The organism is Roseibium sp. SCP14 (genome assembly GCF_040329475.1).
In the GTDB taxonomy this organism is placed as follows: Bacteria; Pseudomonadota; Alphaproteobacteria; order Rhizobiales; family Stappiaceae; genus Roseibium.
The window spans coordinates 76,849-97,696 of record NZ_JBDZYH010000011.1 but is presented as its reverse complement, the minus strand read 5'-3'; the positions used below and the strand labels follow the sequence as shown (position 1 = coordinate 97,696).

Annotated in this window: 18 protein-coding genes; 8 read left to right on the top strand and 10 right to left on the bottom strand. The window is 57.7% G+C overall.

Annotated features, from left to right (window positions below):
* Positions 1-142 precede the first annotated feature (142 nt).
* The 3 genes from ABLQ08_RS29005 to ABLQ08_RS28995 all read right to left on the bottom strand — a co-directional run bounded on the left by ABLQ08_RS29005 (position 143) and on the right by ABLQ08_RS28995 (position 4,105).
* Positions 143-2,026, bottom strand: coding sequence for a hypothetical protein (locus tag ABLQ08_RS29005; protein ID WP_352949836.1), 1,884 nt, complete (start codon positions 2,024-2,026; stop codon positions 143-145).
* A 100-nt stretch (positions 2,027-2,126) separates the two neighbouring features.
* Positions 2,127-2,672 carry an ActR/PrrA/RegA family redox response regulator transcription factor gene (locus ABLQ08_RS29000; RefSeq protein ID WP_417714965.1) on the bottom strand — a complete coding sequence of 182 codons (546 nt, stop codon included), beginning with the start codon at positions 2,670-2,672 and terminating at the stop codon, positions 2,127-2,129.
* An 86-nt stretch (positions 2,673-2,758) separates the two neighbouring features.
* Entirely contained in the window at positions 2,759-4,105 is a 1,347-nt protein-coding gene (locus ABLQ08_RS28995; RefSeq protein ID WP_352949831.1) for an ActS/PrrB/RegB family redox-sensitive histidine kinase, read from the bottom strand.
* A gap of 175 nt (positions 4,106-4,280) precedes the next feature.
* On the opposite strand from ABLQ08_RS28995, the gene secB reads away from it, so the two are divergent.
* Positions 4,281-4,781 carry a protein-export chaperone SecB gene (gene secB / locus ABLQ08_RS28990; protein WP_352949829.1) on the top strand — a complete coding sequence of 167 codons (501 nt, stop codon included), beginning with the start codon at positions 4,281-4,283 and terminating at the stop codon, positions 4,779-4,781.
* Between the two features lie 73 nt (positions 4,782-4,854).
* On the opposite strand, the gene ABLQ08_RS28985 is transcribed toward secB, so the two are convergent.
* Genes ABLQ08_RS28985 through hrcA form a run of 4 tightly spaced genes read right to left on the bottom strand, consistent with a single transcriptional unit; the run spans position 4,855 to position 7,494 of the window.
* Positions 4,855-5,268 (bottom strand): carboxymuconolactone decarboxylase family protein, encoded by a 414-nt coding sequence (locus ABLQ08_RS28985; protein WP_352949827.1) that lies wholly within the window; start codon positions 5,266-5,268, stop codon positions 4,855-4,857.
* A 26-nt stretch (positions 5,269-5,294) separates the two neighbouring features.
* Complete coding sequence (locus ABLQ08_RS28980; RefSeq protein WP_352949825.1) at positions 5,295-6,098, bottom strand: HesA/MoeB/ThiF family protein; 804 nt, start codon at positions 6,096-6,098, stop codon at positions 5,295-5,297.
* Positions 6,099-6,118: 20 nt separating this feature from the next.
* Positions 6,119-6,376 carry a CPCC family cysteine-rich protein gene (locus ABLQ08_RS28975; protein ID WP_352949823.1) on the bottom strand — a complete coding sequence of 86 codons (258 nt, stop codon included), beginning with the start codon at positions 6,374-6,376 and terminating at the stop codon, positions 6,119-6,121.
* An 11-nt stretch (positions 6,377-6,387) separates the two neighbouring features.
* A complete protein-coding gene (hrcA, locus tag ABLQ08_RS28970; RefSeq protein WP_352949821.1) occupies positions 6,388-7,494 on the bottom strand; it encodes a heat-inducible transcriptional repressor HrcA in 1,107 nt (368 codons plus the stop codon).
* Between the two features lie 127 nt (positions 7,495-7,621).
* On the opposite strand from hrcA, the gene rph reads away from it, so the two are divergent.
* The 7 genes from rph (at position 7,622) to ABLQ08_RS28935 (ending at position 14,569) form a co-directional block, all read left to right on the top strand.
* Positions 7,622-8,335: a ribonuclease PH gene (gene rph, locus ABLQ08_RS28965; protein WP_352949819.1), complete on the top strand. Its 714-nt coding sequence runs from the start codon at positions 7,622-7,624 to the stop codon at positions 8,333-8,335.
* Positions 8,336-8,347: 12 nt separating this feature from the next.
* Positions 8,348-8,986 (top strand): RdgB/HAM1 family non-canonical purine NTP pyrophosphatase, encoded by a 639-nt coding sequence (gene rdgB, locus ABLQ08_RS28960; protein ID WP_352949817.1) that lies wholly within the window; start codon positions 8,348-8,350, stop codon positions 8,984-8,986.
* Positions 8,987-8,990: 4 nt separating this feature from the next.
* Positions 8,991-10,154 carry a radical SAM family heme chaperone HemW gene (hemW, locus tag ABLQ08_RS28955; protein WP_352949815.1) on the top strand — a complete coding sequence of 388 codons (1,164 nt, stop codon included), beginning with the start codon at positions 8,991-8,993 and terminating at the stop codon, positions 10,152-10,154.
* Positions 10,155-10,436: 282 nt separating this feature from the next.
* Positions 10,437-12,011 (top strand): polyhydroxyalkanoate depolymerase, encoded by a 1,575-nt coding sequence (phaZ, locus tag ABLQ08_RS28950; RefSeq protein ID WP_352949813.1) that lies wholly within the window; start codon positions 10,437-10,439, stop codon positions 12,009-12,011.
* A 275-nt stretch (positions 12,012-12,286) separates the two neighbouring features.
* Positions 12,287-12,715: a DUF2852 domain-containing protein gene (locus tag ABLQ08_RS28945; RefSeq protein WP_352949810.1), complete on the top strand. Its 429-nt coding sequence runs from the start codon at positions 12,287-12,289 to the stop codon at positions 12,713-12,715.
* A gap of 136 nt (positions 12,716-12,851) precedes the next feature.
* Entirely contained in the window at positions 12,852-13,589 is a 738-nt protein-coding gene (locus ABLQ08_RS28940; protein ID WP_352949808.1) for a M48 family metallopeptidase, read from the top strand.
* A 47-nt stretch (positions 13,590-13,636) separates the two neighbouring features.
* Positions 13,637-14,569, top strand: coding sequence for a dienelactone hydrolase family protein (locus tag ABLQ08_RS28935; protein ID WP_352949806.1), 933 nt, complete (start codon positions 13,637-13,639; stop codon positions 14,567-14,569).
* A 9-nt stretch (positions 14,570-14,578) separates the two neighbouring features.
* Here ABLQ08_RS28935 and ABLQ08_RS28930 read toward each other — a convergent pair whose 3' ends face one another.
* From ABLQ08_RS28930 to ABLQ08_RS28920, 3 genes are all read right to left on the bottom strand, one after another.
* Positions 14,579-16,837: a transglycosylase domain-containing protein gene (locus ABLQ08_RS28930; protein ID WP_352949804.1), complete on the bottom strand. Its 2,259-nt coding sequence runs from the start codon at positions 16,835-16,837 to the stop codon at positions 14,579-14,581.
* A gap of 169 nt (positions 16,838-17,006) precedes the next feature.
* Entirely contained in the window at positions 17,007-17,945 is a 939-nt protein-coding gene (locus ABLQ08_RS28925; RefSeq protein ID WP_417714964.1) for a GNAT family N-acetyltransferase, read from the bottom strand.
* A gap of 299 nt (positions 17,946-18,244) precedes the next feature.
* On the bottom strand, positions 18,245-20,662 hold the full coding sequence (locus ABLQ08_RS28920; RefSeq protein WP_352949800.1) for a hybrid sensor histidine kinase/response regulator: 2,418 nt from the start codon (positions 20,660-20,662) through the stop codon (positions 18,245-18,247).
* Positions 20,663-20,848: the final 186 nt, after the last annotated feature.

Genomic DNA, 20,848 nt, shown 5'->3' with positions numbered 1-20,848 from the left:
AGGAACGTCAATGAAACACCTGACCAAAAGCTTAAACTTTCAGCATATCCGCCGATTTAATCGATTAGTTATACCAAAGAGTATTAGGCTATTGCGAATTCTACCTAAGGGAAACCGACTACGAAAACAACCTGAGTTTGCTTTACCTGCGGGCACAAAATACATCACGAAGACCTGGGCGGGACCAGGTTGCATTGTGAAGTTGTCCTTTCAGAACATGACCCTGTGCTTCGTAATAGAAAGTATTGGCACTGCCCTGGCGCTGCAACGTCACCGCTCCATACCCCATCTCGGCAACCGTTGCCGACTGGCCATCCGGCGAAAAGACGACATTCAGATCGATACCGGCCGTGCACAGATAGTCGGCGACATTCGTGCGTGCGGTCTGCTGCTGCTGGAATACCTGTTGGTTAGCACCGCCAACGCTTCCCGGAGGGATGGGTCCTGCAGGAAATCCATTGTTGGGTTGTCCACCCTGGAAGCCGCCCTGCTGTCCACCGAAACCGCCTGCTCCGTTATTGCCGAAGCCTCCGGCCGGATTGTTTCCGAAGCCGCCATTATTGCCGAAATTGGCGGGACCGTTGATCACCACTTCCCTGTAAGGCGTGCGGGTCACGTAGATACCGCGGCATTCTCCACTTGCCCCACGAACCGTCCAGGCGTGGGAAACGTAGGTCTGCTGTTCGAGGATCTGGCCCGGTTCAAGACGGGCGTAGGGACGTTCTCCGCCGCGATAGTCCACCCAGTGAACTTCGACCGGTTGACGGCTGGAATTCCGGAACACGATCTGGCCGGGGCGAACTGCCTCGACCGAACGAACCCGGCCAAGTTCGCTACAGGAAAGATCGGAACCGGGCTCCTGGCCCGGAGCCCCGTCCGCGACGATCTGTTGCGGAAGCGAACAGGTCGCCACAAACAATCGCACCGGATTGGCGCTGCCACTCAGGGAAACGCCGTAAGCGGGCATGCCCTCGACCGAAATCGACAGTTCAGACTGCCGGATCATCGCTTCCCAAAGCGGATCGGTCATTTCGATATTGACTTCCGGAAGCGAGACACCGGCCTCGTTTGCGGTTGAAGAGCCGAAGGCGTTGTAGCTTGCACTAAAGTCGCCGGCCGTGATGCGAACGGCTTGAGGCATACCTTCCAGGAGGCCGGCAGGAGTCTGCTGGAAAGTGATCTTGGCAAAGCCCGATTGCGTGCCGCATTCGGCACGGAAGTCGCGATTGTCCGTTTGCGGGATCGCATGCTGCAGGAACGACTGCGAGCCCGGCTGGCTGCCGGGTTCCGCAAGCCATTGCCGTCCTTCAGCCGGCGAAACAAGAACAGGTTGCGAATTGGCGGGTCCGCTTCCTGAAATGCTTTCGCGCACGATTGTTTCCAGATCGCCGGAGACCGCGGGAGAACCATTTGTATCCGTGCCAGGTGTGGAAATCGCCGTATCCACCTGCTCAAGAGGTTTCAAGCCGCCCGTCTCTGAGGTCGGATCCACTTCGGCAACTGATGTTTCACTCTGGTTTCCCGAGGCGCTCGGTGCCGTTGGCTGTTGCGTAGGCGCGCTAGTCGATGATCCGGAGGAAGAAACGCCGGGCGTGTTGTTGCTGACCGGGCCGGCTGCAACGCCGGAGGAGGTACCGACCACGCGGGCGGTAGCGCCGGGCTTTCCGTCGCTCGAAACATCCACGACCAGGGTGTTGCCACTGCAGATATCAGCATCCCGGTGAAGCACCCGGCTGTTTTCCAGCGTGACTTCGAGCATCACCTCGCATGGCGGCAGTTTGCTGTCACTGCCCATCGTGTCGATGACGACACCCTTGGCGTCCCGGCTGATGATCGGCCGGTACTTCTTGTTGACGGTAATCGAGCGGATGCCGGGTTCCGGCGGTTCCACATTGATGCGCACCGTTTCGGGGGCCGACTGGGCAAACGCGTTGAGGCCTGACGTCAGGAAAACGATACTGCAAGCCGTCAGAAGGCCGGATTTCAGCAAGGGTGTATAACAAGCGTGAGCAGCAACAAGCCGCATGAACGATCTCCATGGGAGCGCTAGGGAACCACCGACTGGATTACTTAGGCAAAGTGGCGCTGAAAGGGCAACCCCGCAATAGGATCAAAACGGTCGCCGCTTATCGCGGCGCGCGTTTTGCCAGAATACGCTGCAGGGTTCGGCGATGCATGTTGAGACGGCGCGCCGTTTCCGAAACATTGCGGTCGCAAAGCTCGTAAACACGCTGGATATGCTCCCAGCGAACCCGGTCGGCGGACATCGGGTTTTCCGGCGGTTGCGCCTTGTCTTCGGGCTTGCGGGCAAGCGCGGCCATGATGTCGTCCGGGTCGGCGGGTTTGGCCAGATAGTCGATTGCGCCAAGTTTCACAGCCGTGACGGCAGTGGCAATGTTACCGTAGCCGGTCAGGACAATTGCGCGGCAATCAGGACGTTTTTCGCGGATTTGCTGAATAACGTCCAACCCGTTGCCGTCTTCCAGGCGCATATCAACAATCGCAAAGGCCGGAGCCCTGCGAGCGACTTTCGCGGCTGCATCCTGCACGCCGTCCGCTGTTTCAGTATCGAAGCCACGCTTTTCCATGGCGCGCGCAAGGCGCTGCTGAAACGGCTTATCGTCGTCGACGATAAGGAGGCTCATATCTTCCGTTCCGTTCAAGGAAGTCATCTGGTCCGTCATCTCGTCTTACCGTTTATTCTCAGCTCTTATTGGGCAGGCCGGATGAATATTCAATGTTTAACCTGCATTTTTCGTTAGTTGTTGCCGTTATGGGGCGAAAAAGGCGTTTCGTCCACTCCGCTACCGCGCTCAAACAGTTCGCGGGGCCAGCTGATGCGAATATGGGCACCGCTTTGAGGAGGTGCCTGGTTTTCCAGGTGAAGCTTGGCACCGGTGCGTTCCAGCAATGTTTTGGCTATGAAAATGCCCAGACCGAGACCGCCGCCGGTTCCGCTTTGCGGGGTCTTGCTGCCGCGTACAGAAACGTAAGGGTCACCAATCCTGCCGAGTATGTCGACGGAAAAACCCGGGCCGTCGTCCCTGATAGAGATTGAAAGGGTCTTGTCGTCCCACTTGGCCGATACATCGACGCGTGACTTGGCGAAATCGACGGCATTTTCCACCAGATTGCCGAGACCATAGCGGATGGCAGCATTTCGGGTGCCGACGGGTTCAGCCCCTTCACCCTGACTTGCGGAGTGTATGGCCACGCCCAATCCCCGGTGCGGGTCAATGACGTCTTCCAGCAGCAAGGAGACGGGCATGCGCTGATAGGTCTGGTCTTCTTCGCTGGAAAGGCCTTTCAACTGCTGCAGGATTCCGCGGCAGCGTTCCGCCTGCGAGCGGATCAGCGCCACATCTTCCCCCCGGTGATCGCCGCTCTCGAACTCATCGGTCAGCTCCTTGGCAACCAGATAGATGGTCGCAAGGGGAGTCCCAAGTTCGTGGGCGGCGGCCGTCGCCAGACCGTCCAGGGCGTTCAGATGCTGTTCGCGCGCAAGCACAAGTTCTGTCGCGGCCAGCGCATCGGCAAGCTGGCGGGCTTCCTCGGCCACCCTGAAGGCGTAGATCGCCATGAAACCGAGCGTCGAGACCAGCGCGATCCAGATGCCGACCGAATAAACGACCGGAAGTTTGAACTCGGCTCCGACCGGCCACGGCAACGGCAGGTGAAAGACCGCCAGAACACTGGCGCATGTGGTTGCCAGAATGCCGAGAATAATAGTGTAGCGTGCCGAAAGACCTGTGGCCGAGACCATAACCGGTGCCATCAGCAGAAACGCAAACGGGTTGCCCAGGCCGCCAGTGAGGAACAAAAGTCCACTCATTTGCAGAATGTCGTAAGCGAGCTGCAAGGTTGCCGCATTCTCGGACAGACGCAGCGCTGAAGGCCATCTGATCTTCAAAAAGATGTTAAGCCAGGCCGAAAACGCCACCATCGCGAATGCGGGGCCGGCCGGAAGTGGATAGCCGAGACCCACGTAGACGACCAGCAGGGCCGCAGACTGGCCGCCAACGGCCAGCCAGCGCAATCGTACCAGCGTGTCGAGCTTCAAGCGCCTGTGTGGCAAAGTGATATTGGAAGTTGGATGATCCGCCATAAGTTTCTTTTGAATCGGATTCATCCCTCTGGCAAGGCCGTGGCTCTTGTGCCAACCGGTCGTAGATGGTAGCCAGCCGCTAACACGGTTGTCCGGATCACGCGGGCCGGCGGCCAACCGGAGGGATTTCATAGCTCTTCATTTCAGATCAGCCCCGCGAAACGGAATGAACAAAATGACCGATACGAATGACGGCGGCGCACAGCCGCAGGCGGAAGCCACCGCTGCACCGGGCATGAACATCCTTGGCCAGTACATCAAGGATCTGTCCTTTGAAAACCCGAATGCACCGCGCTCCCTGGCTCAGGGTGAGCAGCCGAAGCTGGACATCAACGTAAATGTCGGCGCCCAGCAGATGGGTGAAGATCAGTTCGAAGTAATTCTGACGCTGACTGCAAAGGCTGAGCGCCCGGATCTGGTCATGTTCAACGTTGAGCTGGTTTATGCCGGTCTGTTCAAGATCACCGGTGTGCCGAAAGAGCATATGCATCCGTTCGTCATGATCGAGTGCCCGCGCATGATCTTCCCGTTCGCACGCAACATCCTGTCCGAAGCAACTCGCAACGGCGGTTTCCCGCCGCTGATGCTCGATCCGATCGACTTTGCTCAGCTGTACCGCCAGAACATGGCGCAACAGGCAGCGACCCAGCAGGCGAGCGATCAGAAGCCGAACTAAGTTTCTTCATCCTTCCGGAACATCATCAGACCCGCGCCGGTTTCGGCGCGGGTTTTTTGATGCCGGAGAAGTATCAGGCCGTGCTGGCGTCGAATTCCGGGTCGACGGGTACCTGCAGCGCGGTCACGAGATGATTGGTCATGCCTGCAAGCGCGATGATCTGCATCAGTTCGCCGTGCTCTTCTTCGCTCATGCCCTTGGCCTTGGCCGCTGCGGTGTGGGAATGCACGCAATAGCCGCAGCCATTGGCAGCCGAAACGGCGATATAGATCATTTCGCGGACCTTCGGATCGATTGCTCCGGGAACCGCCATCACGGATTTGAGGTGCTCCCAGGTCCGTTTCAGTCCCTTTGGGTCATAGGCAAGTGCACGCCAGACGTTGTTTATGAAGTCCGAGCCCCGAGTCTCCCTGATATCGTCGAAAACCTCCTTGACCTCCGGAATGGAGTCAGCTTCGGCATCTGTCATCAGTTTCACGGTCGCCATCGGAGGTTCCTTTTTGCAGTCGGGCGTTACGCCTCTTCCAGTAGCTCTGTCCAGCTCTTCGGCTCGTCACCGTTCAGCGGGTTCCTGGGTGAGCGCTTGTAGCGTATCGTTTCCATCCGGAAGCTGCGCGCGTCGAACATGATCATACGGCCGACAAGTCCCTCACCGGTTCCGGTTATCTCCTTGATGACTTCCATCGCCTGCATTGCACCGACAATTCCCGTAAGCGCGCCCAATACACCGGCCTGGGCGCAGGTCGGCAGCAATCCGTCGCGTGGCTTCTTCGGAAACAGGCAACGATAGGTGGGGTTGAGATTGCCGTCCTCATCGGCTTCAAACGGCCGCAACGTGGTGATCGAGCCGTCGAACTGACCCACGGCTGCCGTGACCAGCGGCTTTTGAGCGAAGAAACATGCATCCGATGCCAGGTAGCGGGTGTCGAAATTGTCCGAGCCGTCCACGACGAGGTCGTATTTGGAAATCAGCGCCAGTGCGTTATGTGCCGCAAGACGTGTCGGATGCGGTTCTACGGCAACGTTCGGATTGAGGCGGGCAATGGCCTGCGCTGCGCTGGCGACCTTCGGTTCACTCAATTGGTCCGTGTCGTGAATGACCTGGCGCTGCAGGTTGGACAGGGACACGGTGTCGTCATCGACGATCCCGAGCGTGCCGATGCCGGCAGCTGCCAGATACTGCAGGACCGGAGCACCCAGACCGCCGGCACCGATGACAAGAACGCGAGCGTTCTTCAGCTTCTGCTGCCCCGCACCGCCAATTTCCTGCATGACGATGTGACGGGCGTAACGTTCAAGTTCAGCTTGGGAAAGCATATCTGAATCGGGTCCGTTGATTAGTTGTTTTCCGGAAGTTCATCTGCGGTGGGTTTACGAACGGATTTCACAAACTGCAACTCGGAAGCGCCGAAGCTCTTGTAGTTTTGCCTGGCGGTTTTCAGGCTGACGCGGTTTGCACCGCCCTCAAAGTCGGGATCCGCGGCCTGCACGGGATCGCTTTCCCAATAGCAGACGTCGCATAGTTCAAAGATGAAACTGTCTATCGGACCGAGCGTGTAGCATCCGCAACATTTGCAGGCTGATGTTTCTGTCATGACATCAAATCCTACCCAAGGATCTTGCTGACGAGGCGTGCGGTGTAATCGACCATCGGAATGACTCGCGCGTAATTCAGCCGCGTCGGACCGATGACACCCAGAACACCCACGATGCGCTGGTTGCTGTCGCGGTAGGGAGAAACGACGAGCGAGGAACCGGACAGGGAAAACAGATTGTTCTCCGATCCGATGAAGATCCGCACTCCGTCGCCCTGTTCGGCCAGGCCGAGCAACTGAATGAGATCCTTCTTGTTCTCCAGATCGTCAAACAGCAACCTGATGCGTTCAAGATCTTCCACGGCTTCCAGGTCGGTCAGGAGGTTGGACCGGCCGCGGACGATAAGCGTGCCCGGATCGCTGTTGTTCTCCCCGCTCCAGACCGCGAGACCCGCATTGATCACCTTTTGACTCAGCTGGTCGAGTTCGGCCTGGTCGGCATCGCGCACCCGTTCCAGTTCAGCGCGAATATTTGCAATGGTCCGTCCCTGCAGCTGGGCGTTCAGATAGTTGGTTGCTTCCACGAGAGCTGAAGACGGCAGGTCGGCCGGAAGATCGATCACGCGATTTTCCACCGATCCGTCCTCACTGACCAGAATGACCAGTGCTTTTTGCGGTTCGATACGGACAAATTCGATGTGTTTGAGCCGCATGTCCGTTTTGTGGGTCAGGACCACGCCTGCGCCCATCGAAAGGCCGGACAGCATCTGGCTTGCCTCGGTCAGCACCTGCTCGGTGGAATTCGTCTGTTGGGAAGCACGGACCTGAACATCGATCTGCTGGCGTTCGTCCTGTGTCAGGTCCCCGACTTCCAGGAGCGCATCGACAAAGAACCGCAATCCGATTTCGGTCGGCAGACGCCCGGCGCTGGTATGGGGCGAATGAAGCAGACCCAGATGTTCCAGGTCCGACATGACATTGCGCACCGAAGCCGGCGACAGTGACATGGTCAGGTTGCGCGACACATTGCGCGATCCGACCGGTTCGCCGGTTTCCAGGTAGGTTTCCACGATTGAGCGGAAGATTTCGCGGGATCTCTTGTCGAGGTCGCTGAGACTCAAGGCATGTTCTCCGTATGAATGACTGCAAACCGGGGTCCGGAAAGGTCTTGCTCCCAAGATATAGGCCCAAAATGGGTCCGGCGTGAAGCTGGCCCTTTACGACTTGTCGAGTTGAGGTCTACAAGGCCCTCAGGAATGAAGGGAAACAGCTGTTTCATTTAAGCGAAAGTCGAAAGGGATTTTCATGCGTCCGTCAAAACGCGCAGCCGATGAACTCCGTGCGGTCACTCTTGAGCGCGGTGTCTCCAAACATGCGGAAGGCTCCTGTCTTGTGAAGTTCGGAGACACGCATGTTCTTTGCACCGCCAGCCTTGAAGAACGCGTTCCGCCGTGGCTGCGTGGTCAGAACCGCGGTTGGGTAACTGCTGAATATGGCATGCTGCCGCGCGCAACCGGCGATCGCATGCGTCGTGAAGCAAGCGCCGGGAAGCAGTCCGGGCGCACGCAGGAAATTCAGCGCCTGATTGGCCGCTCCCTTCGGGCAGTGGTTGACCTGGAAGCGCTGGGCGAGGCCCAGATCACCGTCGATTGTGACGTTATCCAGGCTGATGGCGGAACACGCACGGCAGCAATCACCGGTGCCTGGGTGGCGCTTCGCGATTGCATTGAATGGATGAAATCGCGCGACATGGTCTCCAGTGAAGTACTGAAGGATCATATTGCCGCGATTTCCTGCGGCATTTACGAGGGAACGCCGGTTCTCGATCTGGATTACGCCGAGGACAGCACGGCCGAAACCGATGCGAACTTCGTTCTCACCGGCTCCGGCGGCATTGTCGAGATCCAGGGTACCGCGGAAGGTGCGCCCTTCTCCGAAGAGGAATTCGGGCAACTTCTCGGTCTGGCGAAAGCCGGAATCGGCCGGTTGGTCGACTTGCAGAAAATGGCAATTCTTTAAGGATCCGTCGTGATGAGCCACCGGAAACTGGAACCTGGAAAACTTGTCGTGGCCAGCCACAACAAGGGCAAGATCCGAGAGATCAACGAACTGCTTGCTCCTTACGGATTTGAAGTGGTTTCAGCCGGTGAGCTTGATCTGCCGGAGCCGGAAGAAACCGGACTGACCTTTGAGGAAAACGCCGCCATCAAGGCTGTGGCGGCAGCAAACGCCTCCGGCCTTCCGGCATTGGCCGACGATAGTGGCTTTTGTGTCGCGTCCTTGAATGGCGATCCCGGGATTTACTCCGCGCGCTGGGCCGGTCCGGACAAGGACTTTGCCATGGCCATGCGCACGATCGAGGAGAAGCTCCAGTCGATCGGCGCAACCTCACCGGAACAGCGCCGCGGTTCGTTCGTCGCAGTTCTGTGTCTGGCCTGGCCGGACGGGCACCAGGAATATTTCCGCGGTGAAGTCGAAGGCGACATCGTCTGGCCGCCGCGTGGCACCCAGGGCTTCGGTTACGATCCGGTCTTTCAGCCGGACGGCCACGCCATCACCTTCGGCGAAATGTCGTCGGAGCAAAAGCACGGCTGGTCGGAAGACACGCCGGCCCTGTCTCATCGGGCCCGCGCATTCCAGAAATTTGCCGCTGGTTGTCTGGGAGATTGATGAAGTGACGTCGCACGCGACCAGGGATGGTGGTTTCGGCATCTATGTTCATTGGCCGTTTTGTGCCGCCAAGTGTCCATATTGCGATTTCAATTCCCACGTTCGCCATCAACCGGTCGATCAGCTCCGCTATACCGCTGCGTTTGAACGCGAACTGGCCCATTTTGCGGAACTGACCCGGGGAAAGACCGTGGAGTCCGTGTTTTTGGGAGGCGGCACGCCGTCCCTGATGGATCCGAAAACGGTTGAGCGCATTCTCGAGACCATTGCCAAAAACTGGTCGATTGACGCGAATGTCGAAATCTCGATGGAAGCCAATCCGTCTTCGGTGGAGGCTGAACGGTTCAAAGGGTATCGCTCAGCAGGTGTCAACCGGGTGTCCCTGGGCGTTCAATCGCTTATCGACAGGGATCTGAAGCTTCTGGGCCGCCTGCACGATGCGCAGACTGCCCGTGCGGCAATCGAAACGGCTCGCGCAACGTTCCCGCGCCTGTCCTTCGACATGATCTATGCCCGGCCCGGACAAACGCCGGAAGGATGGGCGGAAGAACTGAACGAAGCCATTGCGCTTGCTGCCGATCACCTGTCTCTCTACCAGCTCACGATTGAGGAAGGCACGCCCTTCCACACGCTCTATCACGCTGGAAAACTCAAGATGCCGGATCCGGATCTCGGAGCCGTATTCTATGAGTTGACCCAGGATGTGACCGCGGATGCCGGAATGCCGGCCTACGAGGTTTCCAACCACGCCAGACCGGGCGCGGAATGCCGCCACAACCTGGTCTATTGGCGCTACGGAGACTATGTCGGCGTTGGTCCGGGCGCTCATGGCCGCCTGACTGTCGGGGTTAACCGTCTGGCCACTTCGATCGAGCGCCACCCCGAGACCTGGCTTGAAAATGTCGAGCAACATGGTCACGGCATGATCGAGAATATGGGCTTGAACGAGGAAGAGCAGGGTGACGAATTTCTTCTGATGGGGCTGCGGCTCACCGAAGGGATAGATTTGTCCCGTTACGAGAGTTTTTCGCACAGATCTGTTGATCAACGGCGGCTGAATGCTCTTCTCGAGCATGGAATGATCGAAGAAATCGGGGAAAACCGAGTGCGAGCGACCCGAGAAGGTTTCTTTGTTCTCGACGCGGTCGTCGCCGATCTCGCTGCGTAGCTCCAAGCTTACTCTTCGGAAAATTTTTCTACTAAGTTGATTTAAATACTCTATCTGCTTTTGTGCGCCGCACAGAAATTTGATGCCAAAATGAGTTTGACCGCAACTATGTGAAGTTATGTTCGCGGCCGGATAACAATTAGCAGTATTGCACGCGGTTGCATGCCTAGCTATTCTGTTGCGATGCAATAGGTGATGCGAAAACAAGCGAGCCGCGCTAGTGCGTTTTGGAACTTCGCCGAAGGGGAAGGCAGCGGCTTTGTAAACAAAGGAGAGGCGTCTTTGCCTTTTTATCATCTTTACGAGCTGAATCACGCGGCCATGGCGCCGTTCAGAGCTGTCGCCGACATGACGAAGCTCTACTTCCAGAACCCGCTTAACCCTCTGACTCATACCAGCTATGGCCGTTCGATTGCCGCCGGCTGTGAAGTTCTTGAACGCACGACGCGGCGGTACGGCAAACCGGAATTCGGCTTGAACGAAACGGTCGTGGGCGGAGTCCGTGTTCCTGTGCGCGAGAACATCGTCTGGAGCCGGCCGTTCTGCGACATGGTTCATTTCGAGCGGGGGGTCACTTCGCACCGCAACGATCCGAAAGTGCTGATCGTGGCTCCGATGTCGGGCCACTACGCAACTTTGCTGCGCGGCACAGTAGAAGCCCTGATGCCGGACGCAGATGTCTACATCACCGACTGGATCGACGCCCGCATGGTGCCGATCCAGGAAGGCAAATTCGATCTGGACGACTATATCGACTACATCATTTCGATGTTGCATTTTCTGGGGCCGGACACACACGTTCTCGGTGTGTGCCAGCCATCCGTCCCCGTTCTGGCGGCCGTCGCGGTCATGGAAGGACGGGAGGATCCATATGTTCCGTCTTCGATGACCCTGATGGGGGGCCCGATCGATACGCGTGTTGCTCCAACCGCGGTGAACGATCTGGCCGTATCGAAGGGTCTCGACTGGTTCAAGAGCAACGTCATCATGAAGGTGCCGTTCCCGCATCCGGGTTTCATGCGTGATGTCTATCCGGGCTTTTTGCAGCTCTCCGGCTTCATGGGCATGAATCTCGATCGTCACCTGACGGCGCACCGGGACTTCTTCCAGCATCTGGTCGAAGGCGACGGTGACAGCGCAGAAAAGCATCGTGAATTCTATGACGAATATCTCGCCGTCATGGATCTGACCGCCGAGTTCTATCTGCAGACGGTTGAAACGGTGTTCATCGATCATTCGCTGCCCAACGGCACAATGCTGCACAATGGCAGCGTCGTGGATTGCAGCAAGATCAAGCGCACCGCGTTGATGACGGTTGAGGGCGAAAAGGACGACATCACCGGCCGCGGCCAGACCCGCGCCGCTCATGAACTCTGCTACAACCTGCCGGATGAACAAAAGGTCCATTACGAACAGCCGAATGTCGGTCACTATGGTGTCTTCAACGGTTCTCGTTGGCGGTCTGAAATCGCGCCGCGGGTCATGGACTTCATCCGCTCCAATCGTCCGGGAGCAACCGCACCTGCCCTTGAGAAAAAGGCAGTGAAGCCGGCCGCAAAGTCGCCGGCCAAGCCTCAGGCGAAGAAGAAGGTGAAGGCCAGGGAAGCGACGGGTTCCCTGGAGGAAATCCTGCTGACCAAGCCGGACGGCGCCGCCGACGATCTGAAAGCGATAAGCGGTGTGGGCCCGAAGCTGGAAATCGCGCTCAACGAGGCAGGGATTTTCCATTACTGGCAGATTGCTTCCCTGACCGAAAAGCAGATCGAGGCTCTGGACACAAAGCTTGATTTCCGTGGCCGTATCGCCAGAGATGAATGGATCGAACAGGCAAAACAGCTGTCGGAAGTTGTCAGCTGACAGTTGATATTGCGGGCGCTTCTGCAAGCGCCCGCAGCTGATGTTCGACGTTATTTCCAATGAAAATTCAAATAATTCACTGCAACGACCGATTGCGGCGAATAGATTATTCCTGATTTCCATTTTTCAATGAAAACAGTTGCTTACAGAAAAGCTACCTCAACGGATTACTCACAATTCGCGCTTTTTCTTCTGCGTTTCCCGGTCACAAATCCTTGAAGCGGCATCGGACAATCCCCACCTGATTGAAGTGGATGTCTTAAATGGATGGGACGATGACGACGACTAAAAGTTGCATGATCAAACCTGCCTGGACACCTGTGACCATCGGTCTGATGGTATTGGGGTTTGTGGTTTTCTGGCCGCTTGGCCTTGCCATGCTGGCCTACATTCTGTGGGGCGACCGATTTGAAGGAATGGCCCGAGACGCAAAGGATCAATGGCGGTCAAGCCCGCTGAAGGGAGCATTCGATCAAATGTCCAATACCGCAGGCTATGCACGTACAGGCAACGTTGCTTTCGACGACTACCGTGAGCGCGAGTTGAAGCGCCTGGAAGAAGAACGCGCGAAACTCGATGCAATGCGCGCCGACTTTGATGATTTCCTTCGTGAACTGCGCCGCGCGCGTGACCAGGAGGAATTCGATCGCTTTATGGCCAACAGGGGTCGGACGACCGGCGGCAACGATTCCGCTGGGTTGTAAGTCCTCCTCCTCCCAGACCCGTCTCCTGACGGCCAGTCCGAGAGCGGCGCCTTTTCAGGCGTCGCTTTCGTCCGTTTATGGATGGAAAATTCTCCCTTAAACTTGTCGCAACTGATTCGTTTGGGTTCCGCTGTTCATGCTGTACCGCGCCGGCAAGAAATCTCTGCCAGAGCACATTGATATTCAAACAGAGACCAAGGACGTGCGCATTCGTCTGCGTGCGAACCCGAGGGCTCAGCGGTATCTGCTGCGCATCCCCGCGGATCGCTCGGGACCCGTGCTGACAGTCCCCGAGGGAGGGGATCTTGCACGCGCCGAAAAGTTTGCCCGCCAGCACATCAGCTGGCTGGTTGAGCGCTTGCAGGGGCGGCCCGACCATGTCGAGTTTCTGCCAGGGGACATCGTGCCTCTTCGTGGAGAAGATCATGTCATCGTTCCCACCGGAAAGCTGCGCGGATTGGTCTCAATCGGTGAAACGGAAGACGGCTATCCCGCTCTCATGGTTCCTGGTGCCGACGACCACATTCCGAGAAAAGTGACAAGCTGGCTCAAGGAGCAGGCACGAAAGGAACTGACGCAACGCTCGGAAATTCATGCCAGGACGATCGGCAAGAAAATCACCGGGATCAGCGTGCGCGATACCAGGAGCCGCTGGGGATCATGTGCATCCAACGGCAGGATTTCCTATTCCTGGAGACTGATCCTCGCACCACCGGACATACTCGACTATGTCGCGGCGCACGAAGTAGCCCATCTGCAGGAAATGAACCATTCTGCACGCTTCTGGCGCCTGTGTGAGCAATTGGCGCCTCAAACCCCGACGGCACGCATCTGGCTGAAGCAAAACGGCCAGCAACTGCATGGCTTCGGCTAGGGCCACGCTTCTCCTCAAAGCCTGAAATCTTGCATTAATGCGCAGATGTGGTTCGCTGGACCAATGACTGCGGAGAAGCGGAACATGCGATTTTCCAGCGCGTCAGACGTGAAGCGAGCCAGCTCGACATGCAGCCGAGCTTCGGAACACATTCGAGCGCGAGTATTCGCATCCTGCTTTGCATTGCCTGTCTGCTGGCTTTGACCGGCCTTTCGCTGGCCAAAAGGCCGTTCGAAGTCGTTCATTTTCCGGCAAGCACTCTTCCGGGCTCTGCTCAGGGGAATGTGGAAACACCGATCTGGGGACATCTGGCCAGGCCTGAAGGAGACAGGCCGCACCCTGCGCTCGTGCTCCTGCATGGTTGCGGAGGCATTCAGCAATCCCATCTTGATTGGGCCCGATTGCTGGCAGATGCGGGATTTGTAACTCTGGTCGTGGACAGTTTTCGCCCCAGAAACCTGACAAGCGATTGCAGGGGCGTGAGCAGCAGTGCCTCTCCGTCGGCAAGGGCGCTTGATGCATTCGGCGCATTGAAATTCCTGAGTGGGTTCGAATTTGTCGATCCGGACAGAATTGGACTGATCGGCTGGTCTCATGGTGGAATTACGGTGCAGAATGCCACAAACACCCATGGTCCCGGCAGCCGATTTGAGAAAACTTTTCAGGCAGCGGTTGCCTTTTATCCCTATTGCATAGCTGACCGGACCTATCCCGTTCCACTGCTGGTCCTGATCGGTGAAGCGGATGATTGGACCCCCGTTTCCGAATGCCGGAAGCTGGAACAACTCAACAGGGAGCGGCAAAACGATGTTGAGTTAATCGTCTATCCCGGTGCGTTCCACGCGTTTGACAATCCATCAGTTGGGGCCGGTTTCTATTTTCCGGGAGCTTCAGGACAGCGGCACTGGCTGCAATACGATGCCGGTGCACATGCCGACGCCAGAAAACGCATCGTCAGATTTTTCAGGGACCGGCTCTAGAGGCTTGTCCTAACCACCGCCAAACAGGTTGCGCAGGAGATTGAGCGGTCCGCGGCGCTCGCCGGAACCTCCACCGCCTATCGGAGCCGGAGGAATTGGGTCGCTGCCGGAGCCGACGGTCTCCTGTCCGCCGGGAATTGGCTTGCGCGGGGCCGAGACATTTGCAGGCAGGTTCGGCACGCCGGGAAGATCAGCCACCGGCAGATCGTTATGCGCAGCGTCCATCACATCTTTCCAGACCAAAGCAGGCAAACTGCCGCCCGTGGCTTTCCTGGTAGGCGAATTGTCGTCATTGCCGAACCAGACGGCCGTGGTCAGATTGCCAGTGTAACCAATGAACCAGGCGTCCCTGAAATCCTGGCTGGTTCCGGTCTTTCCACCTGCAGGACGGCCGCTGTCGAGCCGAGCCTTGCGGCCCGTTCCGGTCAGCAGTGTCTCCGACATCATCAGGTTCATGTTGCCGACCTGCTGACGGTTGACCACCCGCCCGCGGCCGTCTCCGGAGCGAGAATAAAGCGTCTTGCCGTCTACAGTCCTGATGCGGCGGATGACATGCGGCAGCACGCCATAGCCGCCGTTTGAGAACGGGACGTAGGCCGCGGCGATTTCAAGAGGCGTGACTTCTGAAGTTCCCAGAGACAGCGACAGGTTTTTCTTCAGATCGGAGCTGATACCCAGCCGCTTTGCCGTGCTTGCCACAGTTCCGGCGCCGACCTCATGCGCAAGCCGCGCGGCAACCGTGTTGAGCGACAGACTCAGGGCCCGGGTCAGCGTAACGGGTCCGTAGTGCTCTTTGGTATAGTTTTTCGGTGACCAGCCACCGATTGTGATCGGCTGGTCCTGACGTATGGTCTGCGGCGTCAGACCGTTTTCCAGGGCGGCCAGATAGACAAACGGCTTGAAGGCGGATCCGGGCTGGCGCTTGGCATAAACAGCCCGGTTGAACTGGCTCTTCGAATAATCGGCACCACCGACCAGCGCCTTGACCGCTCCGGCTGTGTCAAGCGTGACGACGGCACCTTGGGACACACCGAGTTTCTGACGGTTGTCATTCAATGCGGACCGCAGGGCCGTCTCCGAAGCCCGTTGAATTCCCGGATCTACCGTCGTATCGACGATGATGTCGCTTTCGATCGAGCCGACGTAATGCGGCAGGACATCCATGACATAGTCGGCCACATAGTTTTCGCTTGCGGTGGTGTAGCGACGCACGACCTTGGCCGGGGCTGCGATGGCGTTCTTGGCCTCATCGGAACCGATGTAACCTTCCTCATGCATCGCGGCGAGCACGAGCTGGGCGCGATCTTCGGCAAGATCCGGATTGCGCGCCGGGGAATAACGCGAGGGGGCTTTCAGCAGTCCTGCAATCGTTGCAGACTCCGCCACGGTCATCAGCCTGGCCGACTTTCCGAAATAGCGACGCGCCGCCGCATCCACGCCATAAGCGCCGGATCCCAGATAGACCCTGTTGAGATACATCTCCAGGATTTCATCCTTGGAGTATTTCGCTTCCAGCCAGAACGCGAGCACCAGTTCCTGTATCTTCCGCTTGATCGTGCGGTCCGGTTCCAGAAAGAGGTTCTTGGCAAGCTGTTGGGTCAGCGTCGACCCACCCTGCGCAAGGCGACCGGTGGTCAAATTTGTATAGAAAGCACGTGCGAGACCAATGGGATCGATGCCGAAGTGTGATCGGAACCGCCGGTCTTCAATGGCGATCACCGCGTTCGGCAGGTAAGGCGGCAATTGTTCCAGACGAACCGCTTCCCCGCCGGTATCTCCCCGGTTCGCTATCAATTGGCCGTTGGCCGCAACGATCTTCACGTTCGGCGGACGTGCCGGCACCTGCCATTCGGATGTAGGCGGGAGGAAGGCTGCGTAATAGCCGACGATGCAGACAACGGCGATCGCGCCCCATATGCCCAGGACCGCGCTCCAGTAGACGCCGCGTTTGAAAAGGCGCCCGAGGAATGTCGGTGCCTGAAAGCGGTTCTTCCGCTTGCGGCTACGCCGTTTCGCGCCGGACCGGCCGCCTCCCCGGTTGCCGGAGTTGCTTTTGGCTCGGGTACTCTGGGACTTTGGCGACTTTTTCGAAGATGCTTTTTTCTGCGAACCGGACGTGGATGTCTTTCGGGTTTTGGATTTGGAGGAGGACTTGCCTGCAGGCACGGTGGAGCGATCCTGCGGTCCGAGGCGCAGGTCGAGCAGACTGCTGCTCGTTTCCCCAAATGTCGGCTCAATTCGCGGCTGGCGTTTCGCCCGAGGCGCCATTGATCATCCGTCCCGTAAAAAATTCCGGCAATCTGCCGGCTTCCCCGGTGATGATCCTAGAATGCGGCAATTTAAGGGGGCGTTAAGGCTTTGGGCGTTTACGCCGGCCCAAATGCAAAAACCGGCCGATTTGCCGGCCGGTTGTCTGCGAAGCAGCGAATTGTGAGTGTCAGCTGGAGTAGCGGCTCGCGTCAGCGCCGTAATAGTTCACATAGCGCGTGTTGAGTTCGGACACCGGCATGATGATCAGGACATCCGTCGTGCCGAACTGATGATCCACGACCGCGCCATCGCCGATGAACGCTCCGAGACGAAGATACCCCTTCACGAGGGGGGGAAGCGCACGCAAGGCTTCCTTGGCGTTTATCTTGTCAGCCGGCAAGCGGTTCATCTCCACATACCGTTCATCCACGGCACGCACCCGCCATTGTTCCGGAGCCCGCGCGTTGTGATGCAGGAACGACAACTGGCCGGCCAGTGCATCCGGGTTTGTGCCCTCAATGGATGCGCAGCCGATCATGACATCGATCTTGTGGCGAAGCACATAGGACCAGATGCCATGCCACAGAAGCTCGACCGTCTTCTTGTTGCGGTACGGTTTCAGGACACAGGACCTGCCCAGCTCCATGAAACGCTTGCCCGGGTTCGCGTCGATCAGCTTTTGGACGTCATATTCACCTGCGGTGTAGAAGCCGCTGTGCTGATCGGCAACTTCCTGACGCAGGATCCTGTAGGTGCCGACGATTTCCGGTTTCAGGCGACCAAGCTTGTTGCGCTTCAGCGTGTCGTGATCCACGACCAGCAAATGATCGCAATACGCGTCAAACGGGTCGGCATCACGGCGGGTTGTCTGCGTATGGGCATCGGCAATCGCCGACATTTCCTCATAAAAAACGTCGTAACGCAGGCGCTGTGCCTTTTTGACTTCCTTGAAGTTTCTGGCCATCCGGACTTCAAGAGAGCCGATGCGACCGAGCGATTCACCGGTTTTGACCGGAGACTGGAGAGGGGCGCTCAACCGAGCGGCGTTGGCCATGGGTGCACCTGCGCGTGATGCCGGCGCAATCTTCCGTACCAGCTTTCGTGGAGAAAATAGCCCTTGTCGCATTATGGACATCCCACCCTCTTACTTCCGTTATAGGGCACTCTGACGGGTTTCACAGTCTTGGTGCTGTTTCACCGAAATTTTTTTCTTCGCCGGCATATATCCCCCGGCGCAGGACAGTGTGCTTTGACCCTGGCGTAGAACATATTTTTCCAACAGCTGCATGACAGTTGGTTCTTTTCCACGCAGGTTCAAGGCAAAGCTTAGCTCAGTCTTTGACTTTTGTGAAATCTGACGAGCAATTTGCAGGACTTCAGCCAGAAGGTTGTAGTCGCACATACGATGGCAGTCGATTGATAGGGTCAGGCCCGGCCAATCTGTGTGAGTGCCTGGGAGATTGCTTCGACGGAAAGTGGCTTGGTCAGATAACCGGCCGCTCCGACTTCGGCAGCCTTGTCGCGGGCATCTTTCATCACATCTGCCGTGACAATCAACACCGGCACGGGCGCCCGCCCGCTGACTTTTTCGTCTTCCCGTATTTTCTCGATTGCCTGAAATCCATCCAGTCCCGGCATGTGCAGATCCATCAAGATGGCGTCAAACGATCCGGATGCGGCTTCTTCGACGGCCTTTTCACCATCCGTAACCATGATCGGAACGTGGCCCAGTTTTCTCAGTAAGGCTTCCCCTAGCAGCCGATTGATGTCGTTGTCTTCGGCAACAAGAAGGCGCAATGGACGGGCCGGGAGCCTGTTTCTGCCCGCCTTTGGTCCGCCCTGCACCGGTTCGGCGCTGACATCCCAGGCGTGCTCGGCGTCTTCCTCATTCAACAGACCCATAAAGATCTGCATCAGGGTCTCGATCCGAACGGGGCGAATGAGAAAGGCGGCATAGCCTGCCTGTCTGAGATGGTTGAGCCGGTCTCTTTCCGGCGGAGAGATCATGACGACAGCAGGTGCTTCGCATCCCGCAAGGCGCGCGGAAGCCAACCAGCCGCCACTGTCGGCGATCGCGGCGCTATCGACCACAAGCAGGTCAGCTTCGGGCAGTCCGTCTTCGAGGCCGGCGCTGCCCGGTGCATGAACACAGACAACTGCCTTGTGGTCAGTCAACCAGTCGGCAAGCAATGGGCACTCGATCCGGCTTTCTGTCACGAAAACGATCTTTTTGTCCGCAAATGCTTCGAGGATTGGATCTGTCCCGTCCAGCAGAATTTCGGGAATGGGCAATGAGACATGGAAGATCGCGCCGCCATCCGCAGCGGGCCGGGCATTGATCGAGCCCCCCATCAGATTTGCGAGCCGCTGTGCGATGGCAAGTCCGAGACCGGTACCGCCAAATTTGCGGGCTGGACCGTGATCGACCTGCTCGAATTCCTGAAACAGGCGCTCCGCTTCGGCTTCGTCGAATCCGATGCCGGTATCGCGAACTTCGATTTCGAGAAAACTGCCGCCGGCGGGATTGGCTTGCCCGGACAACCGGACGGCAACGCCGCCCTCGTCGGTGAACTTTATGCCGTTTCCAATCAAATTGAACAGGATCTGTCGCACCCGGGTTGCATCAAGCGTGACTTCATCCGGCAGACGGGCGTCCAGTTTCGTACCTATTTCAAGGTTCTTTGCATGGGCTTTCGGAGCCAGCAGTTCAACGACGCTTTCGGCCAGTGTCCCGACGCGCACCGGCGCTGCCTGAATATCGAGTTTTCCGGCCTCGACCTTGGAAAAATCGAGCACCTCGTCGATCAGCAGCAACAGGGTTTCACCGGACGTTTCCAGTGCTTCGATATAGGCAAGCTGCTCTTTGGTCAGGCGGGTGTCCCGCAACAGGGCCGACATGCCCAGAACGCCATTGAGCGGAGTACGGATCTCGTGACTGACGGTCGCCAGAAATCTTGATTTGGCGGCGCTTGAGCTTTCCGCAGAATGACGGGCGGCAAGCAATTCTTCCTCGATGAGGCGGCGTTCTGTAACGTCCCGCAAAACAGTCTGTACAAGCTGCCGGTCGCTGGCGGTATCTCGAACCGGGATATCTATGCGCGAGAACCAGCGCCGTCCCTGAACCGTTTCCAGATGAAGGTCCTGAAATCCCATTCCGTCGGAATTGCTTTCAAAGTCCGACTCTGTCGGAGCGGACGGATCGGTAATACGAACCTGCGGCAAATCCATGAGATTGCCGGTGTTCAGGTCATGATCTGGTCCGAACACATCCTCGGCAGCGGAATTGACGTAGGTAATGACTCCTTCGGCATCGCGCCGGATGACTACGTCGCCAAGCGTGGCGAGAATGCTGGCGTGGCGTTCGTCGGATTCGCCCAATTCCCACGCCTTGTCTTCCAGTTCCTCGGTCCTGGCCATCAGCCGCCGGATCTTGTCGTCCTTGATCTGAAGTGCCTGAACAGATCGGTGCATCTCATCGGCAAACAGGCGCCAGACCGCCAGACCTCCGGCAAAGAAAGCCAGACCGATCCCCAGGAAGCGGTTAAAGCCATCTGTCGATACCAGGAAGAGCGCGGAAACCAATCCGATGACCAGACCTGCAACAGCAAGGTGTTGAAGCGATTTTTTCGGCGCGGAGACCGGTATGTCCGTTGCCCTGCGCCCGCGACCGACGTCGGGACCTGCTGCCGTCTCAGATCCGGACCGGTCCTGGTGTGCGACGCGGTCCTGATACTCCCGGGAGGCGGAACCTGCGTGGCGGTCCCGGCCAACGAAGTGCTCATTCGGGGCTTTGTCTGCCTCCGACACGGCTTTGGCAGCCCGTTCGCTGTTTTTGTTGACCAAGATCGCTACTCACTACAAGACCCAGTTGATGTGAGTGTGCCTCTTAATCTTTGATAAACCGTTTCACTCCGCGTTCGAATTGGCACGAACCATCGACTTGTGATGGCAGGTAGAAAGGGCTTCGGACGTGTGCTGAAACTGAAGGTTTTCGGACCGGTCAAAACCGGCATGGATGGCAAACAATGA

Bases quoted from the DNA above. Each gene is read 5' to 3' on its own strand.
- ABLQ08_RS29005 (WP_352949836.1), bottom strand. From the start codon at position 2,026: ATGCGGCTTGTTGCTGCTCACGCTTGTTATACACCCTTGCTGAAATCC.
- ABLQ08_RS29000 (WP_417714965.1), bottom strand. From the start codon at position 2,672: ATGACTTCCTTGAACGGAACGGAAGATATGAGCCTCCTTATCGTCGAC.
- ABLQ08_RS28995 (WP_352949831.1), bottom strand. From the start codon at position 4,105: ATGGCGGATCATCCAACTTCCAATATCACTTTGCCACACAGGCGCTTG.
- secB (WP_352949829.1), top strand. From the start codon at position 4,281: ATGACCGATACGAATGACGGCGGCGCACAGCCGCAGGCGGAAGCCACC.
- ABLQ08_RS28985 (WP_352949827.1), bottom strand. From the start codon at position 5,268: ATGGCGACCGTGAAACTGATGACAGATGCCGAAGCTGACTCCATTCCG.
- ABLQ08_RS28980 (WP_352949825.1), bottom strand. From the start codon at position 6,098: ATGCTTTCCCAAGCTGAACTTGAACGTTACGCCCGTCACATCGTCATG.
- ABLQ08_RS28975 (WP_352949823.1), bottom strand. From the start codon at position 6,376: ATGACAGAAACATCAGCCTGCAAATGTTGCGGATGCTACACGCTCGGT.
- rph (WP_352949819.1), top strand. From the start codon at position 7,622: ATGCGTCCGTCAAAACGCGCAGCCGATGAACTCCGTGCGGTCACTCTT.
- rdgB (WP_352949817.1), top strand. From the start codon at position 8,348: ATGAGCCACCGGAAACTGGAACCTGGAAAACTTGTCGTGGCCAGCCAC.
- ABLQ08_RS28945 (WP_352949810.1), top strand. From the start codon at position 12,287: ATGACGACGACTAAAAGTTGCATGATCAAACCTGCCTGGACACCTGTG.
- ABLQ08_RS28940 (WP_352949808.1), top strand. From the start codon at position 12,852: ATGCTGTACCGCGCCGGCAAGAAATCTCTGCCAGAGCACATTGATATT.
- ABLQ08_RS28930 (WP_352949804.1), bottom strand. From the start codon at position 16,837: ATGGCGCCTCGGGCGAAACGCCAGCCGCGAATTGAGCCGACATTTGGG.
- ABLQ08_RS28925 (WP_417714964.1), bottom strand. From the start codon at position 17,945: ATGCGACAAGGGCTATTTTCTCCACGAAAGCTGGTACGGAAGATTGCG.